The organism is Lacinutrix sp., assembly GCF_037625555.1.
Taxonomy (GTDB): Bacteria; Bacteroidota; Bacteroidia; order Flavobacteriales; family Flavobacteriaceae; genus Lacinutrix.
This window is the reverse complement of the sequence record NZ_JASJHV010000004.1, coordinates 1-9,734: the sequence shown is the minus strand read 5'-3', so window position 1 is coordinate 9,734 and position 9,734 is coordinate 1. Positions and strand designations below refer to the sequence as shown.

Here is a 9,734-nt window from a genome sequence, read left to right as displayed (position 1 = left end):
CTTGAGCTAAAAAAGTAATTATTTCACCAATAGACGATGTTTGGCCTATCCCTTGTGCGCTTAAAGTACCATTACAGCATTTAATTGAATATGTATCATTTTTACATAAGCAACCTCTACGACCTCCTTTAGGACTTGTTCGGCTTGGAGTTTCAAAACGCTTATTCATTATCACTGTCTTTAATAATATCAATTATTCGTTGAACCATTAAATCTTCTTTTGATAAGTCTTCAATAATAGCTTCTTTAGGTCGTTCCATTTTATCAGCGAAATATCCTTCAATACTAAAACCTTTTACTTTACCAGTCTTTACAAACTCGTTCCATATTTTATCGTTGTTTACTTTAACGCTACCAACCCAAGTTCCTAAAGGCAAATCCATTCCGTATTTAACGCTCTTATCGTGTACCTTGTCTTCTACTAACCAACTTTCAACTAAACTTAAACCTTGAATTTTGTATTGGTGTTCTAGCGTTGAATTGTTTTGGTTACCTTGCATTAAATACATTTGAGACGCTTTTAAGACAGTTTCTTTTGAAAAATATATGTAATACTCATCATCACCGCTACGTCTATATATGGGCTTGTTAGGTATCAATAAAGCACCCATAAGGATCCTACGCTCTTTATCTACTTCAGCAAGTTTAAACTCTTGGCTTTTTAGAGCTATAAAATCTTCTTCTATTGCTGGATTTTCCACTACGCTAATAGCTTCAACCCCTATTTCTTGATCCTCGTCTAGTATTAATTCAACTATCTTCATAATTATATATAACTCTTTTAAATTTATTTTGCATTTTAACCTATTGTAGCGCCTTCAACAATATTGTTTTGTAGACTTTGGGCTGTTGTTACATCGTTAGCAACTACGTATGTTTGTATGGGTGCTTGTGACTGTCCGCCTATTGCGTCAGCTAATTGGTTTGTTTCACTAGCTCCAACTATATTAAAGCTAGGGGGTTGTGGGGCTGGGGCAGAACCGCCGCCGCCGCCACTTCCACCAGATGGGGCTCCTCCACCGCTTACAGACTTAGCACTTCCTCTAATAGAACTAATACTTTTTCCAGCACTAGCAATAGTTGAACCGATAGACAAAGCTGCCTTTGCGGTGTTTATAGCAATTACAGGAATTGCCGATGCTCCTGAAGTAGCTATCGCTTGAGGGGTAGCTAATGCACCAGCATTTGCTGCTGAGATGCTTGAAACAGTTTCAGAAACAGATTTGCTTGCAGTTCTTACAACGTCAGCAATCGCAAGTGCCTTTGATATTTTTTCTGTTTTCTTACCTCCAACACTTAATATATTTTGAAGGACGTTGTATCCTTCTCTATATTGGTTTTCTTTAAATTCTTCTTGTGTTTTAATATCAGCAGCTTCTTTTTCCCTTGCATCATTTTCATCTTGTTTCTTTTTATCTGCTGCGTCAATATCTTGTTGGTCAAATGTAGCTTGTAATTCATTTTCTCTTTCCTTAAGAGATGTAGTCAGTTCCTCAGTAAGTAAACCATTAAGAAACGCTTCTACTAGTAATTGTTTATGTTCTTCTCTAAGTTTTTCAAGCTGCAATAACCTTTGTTCTTCAACTGTATTTGCTTCAGCTTCACGTATTTTTTCCTTAAGGCTTTTTAATCTGTCTTGATATTCTTGCTCTAGTTTTAATTTTTCGTCATTTTGTTTTTTAATTTCTTTTAATTCGTTATCGTTTTCTTTCTTTCTGTCTTTTGTTTCTTTATTTCTTTTTTTCTTTTTATTATCTTCAATAGTAAGTAGCGCAATATCTATTTTTTGACTTTTTACTTTTGTGTTTTGTATTTCTTCCTCAAGTTCATTTAACCTTTCTAGTTGTTCCTCAGTTCCGTTTATTGATGTCCCTAAAACTTTTGCAGCAGCTTCGTATTGACCTAAAGCGTTTAAAGCTGATATCTTTGTTTTTTCAAAGAATGACACCTCTCTAACTTGGGCTTTTTCTTTTTCTAACTGTATTTTTAAATTATCAAGTAAAAGAGAATTTTCTTCAGCTTGAAGCAAAAGGACTTTCTTTTTTTCAGCTACAATATTTTCAGTGCTTACTCCTTGTAATTTTAATATTTTTTCTTGATTTTCAAGTAATACAAGCTGATCGTCTGATAAACTTATATTTTCTTTATGTTCTTTAGCTTGTTTTTGCAAAGCCTTTGAACCATTATCAAAAAGAGCGGTAATTTCGTCCCAATATGCAATAACTGTTGCTAGCCCAATAACCAAAGCTCCGATACCAGTTGCTATCAATGCTTTTTTAATACCGCTTAAACCTTTAACAAATTTTTTAATTGCTCCAAAACCAGAAACAAAACCCTTTTTAAGTTTTATTATTTTAGTAGCATAGCCCCCAGTTAATTTGTCAACTCCTCTAATTATATTTGTATTCTCTTTTTGGGCGGTTTTAAAGTCTTGTACTGTTTGAGTGGCAGCTCTTTGCTCAACTGCTAATTTTTTAAGACCTAAGCGTTGGTCTGTTAACGCATCTTTACGCTCTGTTAATTGTGCTTTAAGCTGTTTTTCTTGTGCTAAATTTACCCTTCCAGAAGCATTGTATTTATCAAGTGCTTGTTTAGATTTTGCGTATTCTTCTTCTAAAAGTACAAGGATTGACCTTTGTTCATCAATAGTTTCGTTTATCTTTTTAAGATTTATTTCAGCTTGTTTACTGTCTACATTAATTTCAACTGTTTTTTCTATTGCCATTTCATCTCTTGTTTAAGTGCTTTGTAACCCTCTTTTAGTGTCGTAGGTAGTTTATACTTTCCTTGTGCTATTTTAATATTTTCTGTTTCGCCATTAACATATTTAAGGCTGTCAATAATTAATTTTATCATAATTCGTTTAATAGTTCAATATCTGATTTGCCAGTTTTTAGGTTAGTCTTAATTGAGTTTATTTTATATCTATTCCCATTAATATCAAATCTATCTGCTAGAGTGAAGTTTAATAATATCTTTAAAGGCAAATAAGCAGTGACCTTAGTTAATCTGTTTTTGTTATTAAAGATGTCTGTTATATAATTGGAGTAGTATTTTTGAAATAAAGTATCTGTAAAATCTGTATTTCCTGTATATTCGTTTAACTCGTTTTTAAAGTTTATATTTTCCTTAGAAGTTGTGGGATCTAATGCTAAAGAATTACTTGGAACATTATAGCTTGTTAGCTCTGAATGCCCTATTATATTTCTAAAAGATATTGGGTATTGCGTGCTTGTTACTTTTATTGGGTAGAATAAAAAAGGCGCGCCTATATACGATTCTTGGTTGTCGTCTACACAATAACCCCATTGAATATCTGTGTTACTGCTATCTGCAACGTCTTTTATCCTTTCAAATTTAAAGTGACCAAAAGGCAGCTCTACCTTATAAATACTTCCATCTAAATTCTCGCCTCCTGTATAATCTTCTTTTGCCCACGTGTAGCTAAACAGTTGGCTGTGTATTGCTGCTAAAAATGTCTTGTTGTCTTTATAGGCAAAAACTATCTCTTTGTAGGGTAGTGCAACGCTTACATTACTAGTGTTTATATCTATAAAACTGCTTATATCGTAATTGTTTCCTCCAGTATAAAAGTTATCTAAAGTTTTAACTACAACAATTCCTGAATTATCTAAATAAGCAACTAAATTGAACATCTTAAACAAACCAGTAAGAAAGTCTATTACTTTAATATCTGGTATTTGTGAAGTTATGTTAAACTCAAAAGCCGCTGGAGCTACATATGGGCCAGTATCAAAAACATCGCTTCCTGTATTATAAGACATTAGCCATCTTATATTAGAAAAATTAAGACTAAAAACGTTGTAATTTAAAGTTACGGTATACTCAGAGCCGAGATTTACATATGAAGTTAAGTTAATAATTGTAAGAGCGGGGTTGCCTAAAACCGCTCCGTTAATTCTTTGCACTGCTACAGTTTGCCCATCTCTTTTTACAACAGCTTCCCCTGTAAGAAAACTAGTATTTGTAAATGATATAAGAAAACCTGTTACATTAGAGGCGTTTGTAATTTGGAAAGTTGATGAATTAACCATTTCAGACTGAACGCCAGTTGCTACACTCCAGCCATCTACAGTATCTACAAATTCAGTTCCTGAACCGCTTTCAACTTTACCTTTTTTTCTATGCAACCACATAAACAAATCATTATAAGCTAAGTTTGTAGAGTTAAAGAAATCACTAGAAAACGTTAAGCCGTATTGAGTGGAAATAGCCTCCACAACTTTACGTATTCTTATAGCATATTTTAAATCGCTCCACAAGACACCGTGTTCAGGGTGTCCGCTTTGATACCATAAATTACCAGAGGCGTCTGAACCGTGACCTCCTGAGTTATAAAACAGCCTTGAGGTTGTGCCACTAGCCCCTGAAGTAATTAAAGGCGTTATAATGTCATTACCAGAAACAGAAGGATCTAATTGTAGCTTTGATTTTATTGTAGTTGAATCGTAATCTAAATTCAAGGCATTTAAACTCACTAATTGATTTAATTTGTCTTCACCTACTAAGTCTTTAAGGTTTACAGTATTTCCAAAGAATGTAATTTTATATGCGTAAGCTTGATTCTCCTTTAGGCTGACTCCTTCAAGTTTTATTTTACCATCTTTAAACGGAAAGCTATTAAGCTCAATAGTTCCAGCAACTTTAATTCTTGCATCAAAACCTCCAACTATATCAAAATTATAGTAGTGTTTAAATATCTTATTATTTGTTTTAGATGCTGGCACATTAAAGGTCTGAGTAAAGTCAGTAAACAGCTTTGAAACGTCTCTAGCGTTTTTAATAGTTTGGTTTAATGATACCGATTCATCATCAAATAAATCTAATCTTTGCCCTTGAATATATAGCTCAATGGTTTGCATCTATCTAATATTATTTATTTTATTATTAGCTATATCAAAATCGATTGTATAATTTATTAGCTTATCGTTTAAGTGTGTTTTATGTGTGAAAGATTTTGTCTTTGGAACTAATGGTCGTATTAGTTCTTCTGTATCTGTAATAAATGTAGCCCACACTTGTTCGCTTAACATTAGCTGCTCTATAACTTGATTATAATCTTCAGGTAAAAAACCTGTATTCATTGTAATACTGTCTGAGCCTTGAACCATAAACTGAGTAAGTTGGTGCTGATAAGTTTTATATGTAAGTGTAGCTAAGTCAAAGATTGAAGATTTGTAGCTTTCTCCTTTCACGCTTGTTTTATCAATAGACTTCTTAAAAAATATTAAGTCTTGAAATGCTCCAAATTTATTTACAAAGGTTACTTTGATAGGTGTGTATAAACATTCATTTAATGTTTTTACTTTAAACACTTGTACATCACTACTAGAAGCTACAAATATTTCATCTATTAAATCAATTGATATACTGTCTAAAAACTCTTTTAAACAAATACTATCTTCAAAAGTTCCTCCATCATTTAAAACCCTTTCTTTATATGTGTCATAATTAACATCTCCGCTAGTAGTAGAATTTGCAGAGATATATCTTATTTGCTCAGATGTTTGATCCACACTAGCAGAGCTTAGGTCAATAGCTTGTTTAACCTCCCCTTTATACAATAAAGAAACTGACTCCGTTCCAGGAACAAAAACAGGAACTCTAAATAAATTATCATCTAAAGCTATTATTGTTTTATTAGTTTGTAAGGCTGTTGTGCTTAGTGTAGGATTTGCGCCTTCTTCAAAATATCCATAACCATCAAGACCTACAAAGCCGTTAGTGTTATCTGGAGTTACTGTAACACTTCCAGAGCCACCGGTAACAGTTGCTATTGCATTAAGCCAAACTGCTTCGCTATTATAATCCCCATTAAACTCAACTTCTAAATAGTCTCTTACAAGCTCACTAACTTCAAACACTACATAGGCATTAGAGCCTAAGGGTTTTTTAGTAATTGTATATCTTAAAGTCCCTGACGCTACACTACCATTAGCTGTGAAAGTACCTGTATAAATATATAGCTTAAGTTCTACAGACGTTAGAGCTGTTTTAGATACCTTTATGTAATAAGGACTTCTTAAATTAATCTTTAATGCCATTTTATTTCTTGTTTATGTTTACTTGTATTTGTTTCTCAATACCTACAGAATACGCGTCTAGTATTTGTTGCGGAAGGCGTTTAAATGCTGATTCAAATGGCTTAGTAAAAAACATACTTGGCTTGATACCTCTGTTATAAATATTACTAGCTATTATATACCCTACTGAATCAAATCCACCTTTTGCATACTTACCAGTAGATACTTTTTTACCTTTTACAATTTTAGTTTGTCTGAATCTTATATTCTTTTGTTTAGCAAATATTGACATTCGCTTTACAAAACTTTTAAACGTTCCTCTCTGGCTTCCACTTCCAAACTTATAAGGCGCATTTGCTGCTTGCTGACCTGTTATCTTAGCGTTAGGCGACACTTTACTTGGATCTGCCCCTTTAACTCCTTTGTCTTGAAACTTACCATAGTCTTCCATTTCTAGAATAAGCCTAAAACCTTCAGCGGTTCTACTAACTTGTCCGCCTATTGTGTTATACAATTCGCCCCCAGCTTTCTCATCTTTAGCCAGATTGCTTCTGCTTTGTTGTATAACATACTTAGCAAATTGATTTAAAACTTTATCTACTTCTGGATTAACTAACATATTGTTATGTCGTTAGCTACAAACACATTAAAAGTTGCGCTCCATCCAGCAAGTTTATTGTCAAACCTCTCATAAAAAGGCTCACAATTTGCATCCCCATTTAATTGGAACTGATCATTATATAAATCTCCCTTTCTTAGAACCTGTATTAATTTATTTACAACTTGAAGCTGAGTGTTTAAAACATCTTGCTCGTTATTGTTTCCTCTAAATATATCTGTAGTCGCTTTCTTGCTTTCATCAACTACATCCATAGCTAATACACTAACATTAAAAGTTAAAATTTGTTCTTCTGCTGAAACATTATTAATTATAATGTGGCTTAAAGGAAATATACTTTGCTTAGACAAATCAATGTCGTAGATGTCTCCAGTTGTAACTGTATTTACATTCACGTCAGCAAGTAGCTGTTGTTCTATTGTTTCAGTTAGTAGGTAAAATCCTCTTATTCCTGTATTGCTCATTTAAACTTATTTTTAATTTGTCTCGATTCTATTTCGTTTTTTTCTTTTGTAAATGCCAAGAATGTTAAACACTCATGCATTCCTAATTTAGTGATATGTTCAAACTTTGTAATATCTCCGTTAGAGATTGCAAAGAGGCTGTTGTACCATCCGTATTTGGATGCGAAATTAGATGCTGCGCTAAAGTCTCTTGATTGGCTTTGTCCAAAGAGTTCATCATAGTTAGAGATAAGTCTTTCCCTAAACTGTAAAAAAAAACAATCGCACCTAATACAGCATCCAATGGATAGTTCTTAGCGTCTTCGCTGTTGTCTGGTACATATTCTTTTAACGTGTACCGATTTCCTTGTTTTAAGTCAATAGGTCTGTATAAAACATTCATAGCCCTATGTAAGTTCTCAGTATCTCCTATGAAAGTGTCTAGATCAATGTACTCTCCGAAACTTATATCGTCTAAATTGGGGATAAACCCATACTCTTGACCTTTTAACTTAAAGCTGTTTATTAGCTGGTGTTTAGTGTCAAACATGTTATTAATAACATTACAGATATCAGTTACATCTATAGCGTTTATGTTTCTAACAACTATCTCAGGCACTTTACAGAAGATTTCAATCATCTTTAAATGGACTATAGAATCATTAGTTAAATCTAATTTTTCAAACTCTTGATATTGTCCTAGTGTAATCTCATTGAGACTATTGGGTATGTTTAGTTTAAGTTCCATATTTATATATAAACTTTTTAGTTTTTTTTTAGTAAATTATTTTTTATGAATTGTATAATCTGTCAATATCAGCTATCCACATTTTAATTTCTTTAGGTCTGCAAGAGCATGGTTCATGATAGCGATGCTTGTAGTAACGAGCATGAAGTGTACATAAAAGCTTATATTCTTCTTGTGGTAGTTTAGTCGATACAACTGCTTTAAACCCTACCCAAGCATCTCGATCTTCTTGTGTCATAAGTCTAAGTCAATATTATTCCAATGTTTTCTCCGTTTTTCACAGCCGCAATCTTTATCTAATGCTTTGCTTATTTTTTTAACTAGCCAATGAATGCCAGTATAGTAAGTCATGTAGTAAACTATATCTCCTAGTCTCATTAGTCTTGTAGTTTTTCAAACTCTGCTGTTTGGGTTTTTACTAGCTCATCTTTGTTTTCAAAGTAGTTATCTACTACAGCATCAATCATGACTAGCTCATCAATAGAAGCTGTTTTAATCTTGTGTATTAAAGCATCTATTTTGTTTAGTACATTAGTACACATTTCAGGGTTATTGTGATAGACTATGTTGTAGCCTTCCTGGTATATGCTCTCAAGCATTTTGCTGGTCTTGTTAACTTGTAGCTTTACGTTTTGTTTAAAGGCGTTAGAGCCTCTTAGCTCATCGTTTGCTTCTAGTAGTAATTGACTTAGCATTACGCTTTTTAGATAGTTTAAATGCCTATCGTTAATGTGGGGTTTTGATTCTTCTTTCATAAATAGAAACTGTTTTTAACTCGTTTTTTTGTTTTTGTGTAAGTGTTATAAAGTGAAGAGTAAGTAATACCTGTATCTCTGCTAAGACTAGCAATGCTTTTGCCTGATGCTACAATCTTGTAGACTTTTCGATCGTACCAGAACAAATCATTTAGAACATTGTCTACTTGATTTTGTTTTTTAGCAAACTTAAATTCGTCAATAGGTGGGGATGTGTTTTGTTTAGGCTCTGACTCCATTTCTTCTAGATAGACTTTTTTAACTTTCTTTTTCTTTTTGTGTAGTGTCAAGAATATGCCTCGTAAAACTTTATAACAGTAGTATTTGTTTACATCATCTTTGAAAGTAAAATCAATGTTTTTATTTAAATCTTGTGATAGCTGGATATATAGCTCTTGAACTACGTCTTCAGCTTGGCTAGGATTACATCCAAAAGATATAACGACTCTAATCCATTCTTTGTGATAGTTGTAAGCGAGTTCTAGTAATGTTTTCATTTTATTAAATTATTGCACAAAGTATCTGCCTCTGTTTGGGTTTACTAATTGATAAGCTACAGCATATCTCAAGGCATCCATTAAATGCGAATAAGCATGACATGGAGTTTGAGATTTCTTTTCTAGCCAGATGTAATTATTAAATTCGTTTATAAGCTCTAGGCTGTTAGGATCAACTATTAAGTCATAGTCTTGTAAAAGGCTAATACCAAAGATGACGCTGCCTTGCCCTTTGATGGTAGGTACTATGTTTAAACCTTGTGATGATAAAGAAGAAATTAGTCTGGGGTCTGCTGAGTCTGCTACTATTAAATTGTTTCCAGCAAACTTTTTATTTAGTATATATATTTCACTAGCTGTTAAAGCTTTCTTGTAAAAACATTCTTGTATGTAAATAATTTTATTCTCATTATCAATACAAGTTTTTACCAAAACTGTAGGATCATTAAATCCAAAATCTTGTCCATAGACTGGCTTAGATACTTCTTTAAAGCTTCCTAATTTCCAGTTGGTATAAACAGCACCTTGAAGTATGCCTGTTAAACCCTCTCCATAAACACGATACCAATTAGCCCAATACTCATTCCCTTTGTTAGCTTTAGCCTTAGCCTTTAGTATTTCGCTTACA

Annotated in this window: 12 protein-coding genes; all 12 read right to left on the bottom strand. The window is 33.0% G+C overall.

The features are described 5' to 3' along the window. Positions 1-161: 161 nt before the first annotated feature. The gene (locus QNK89_RS00205) at positions 162-764 is read right to left on the bottom strand and encodes an XkdF-like putative serine protease domain-containing protein (protein ID WP_340168905.1); all 603 of its coding nucleotides are present in this window, start codon (positions 762-764) and stop codon (positions 162-164) included. Positions 765-799: 35 nt separating this feature from the next. Next, the gene (locus tag QNK89_RS00200; RefSeq protein ID WP_340168904.1) at positions 800-2,725 is read right to left on the bottom strand and encodes a hypothetical protein; all 1,926 of its coding nucleotides are present in this window, start codon (positions 2,723-2,725) and stop codon (positions 800-802) included. Beyond that, positions 2,716-2,856 (bottom strand): hypothetical protein, encoded by a 141-nt coding sequence (locus QNK89_RS00195; protein WP_340168903.1) that lies wholly within the window; start codon positions 2,854-2,856, stop codon positions 2,716-2,718. The genes QNK89_RS00200 and QNK89_RS00195 overlap by 10 nt, the downstream gene beginning before the upstream one ends. Beyond that, positions 2,853-4,883 carry a hypothetical protein gene (locus QNK89_RS00190; protein WP_340168902.1) on the bottom strand — a complete coding sequence of 677 codons (2,031 nt, stop codon included), beginning with the start codon at positions 4,881-4,883 and terminating at the stop codon, positions 2,853-2,855. Before QNK89_RS00190 ends, QNK89_RS00195 begins: the two co-directional genes overlap by 4 nt. Then, the gene (locus QNK89_RS00185; protein WP_340168901.1) at positions 4,884-6,065 is read right to left on the bottom strand and encodes a hypothetical protein; all 1,182 of its coding nucleotides are present in this window, start codon (positions 6,063-6,065) and stop codon (positions 4,884-4,886) included. Position 6,066: 1 nt separating this feature from the next. Continuing rightward, positions 6,067-6,663: a hypothetical protein gene (locus QNK89_RS00180; protein ID WP_340168900.1), complete on the bottom strand. Its 597-nt coding sequence runs from the start codon at positions 6,661-6,663 to the stop codon at positions 6,067-6,069. After that, complete coding sequence (locus QNK89_RS00175) at positions 6,657-7,127, bottom strand: hypothetical protein (RefSeq protein ID WP_340168899.1); 471 nt, start codon at positions 7,125-7,127, stop codon at positions 6,657-6,659. The genes QNK89_RS00180 and QNK89_RS00175 overlap by 7 nt, the downstream gene beginning before the upstream one ends. Positions 7,128-7,209: 82 nt before the next feature. Next, positions 7,210-7,746 carry a hypothetical protein gene (locus tag QNK89_RS00170; RefSeq protein ID WP_340168898.1) on the bottom strand — a complete coding sequence of 179 codons (537 nt, stop codon included), beginning with the start codon at positions 7,744-7,746 and terminating at the stop codon, positions 7,210-7,212. Positions 7,747-7,897: 151 nt separating this feature from the next. Continuing rightward, a complete protein-coding gene (locus QNK89_RS00165; protein WP_340168897.1) occupies positions 7,898-8,092 on the bottom strand; it encodes a hypothetical protein in 195 nt (64 codons plus the stop codon). A 139-nt stretch (positions 8,093-8,231) separates the two neighbouring features. Then, entirely contained in the window at positions 8,232-8,609 is a 378-nt protein-coding gene (locus QNK89_RS00160) for a hypothetical protein (protein WP_340168896.1), read from the bottom strand. Then, positions 8,606-9,106, bottom strand: a complete 501-nt coding sequence (locus QNK89_RS00155; RefSeq protein WP_340168895.1) for a hypothetical protein — start codon at positions 9,104-9,106, stop codon at positions 8,606-8,608. Before QNK89_RS00155 ends, QNK89_RS00160 begins: the two co-directional genes overlap by 4 nt. 9 nt (positions 9,107-9,115) lie before the next feature. Beyond that, positions 9,116-9,734 (bottom strand): terminase large subunit (locus tag QNK89_RS00150; protein ID WP_340168894.1); only part of this gene is annotated, 619 nt, incomplete at its 5' end.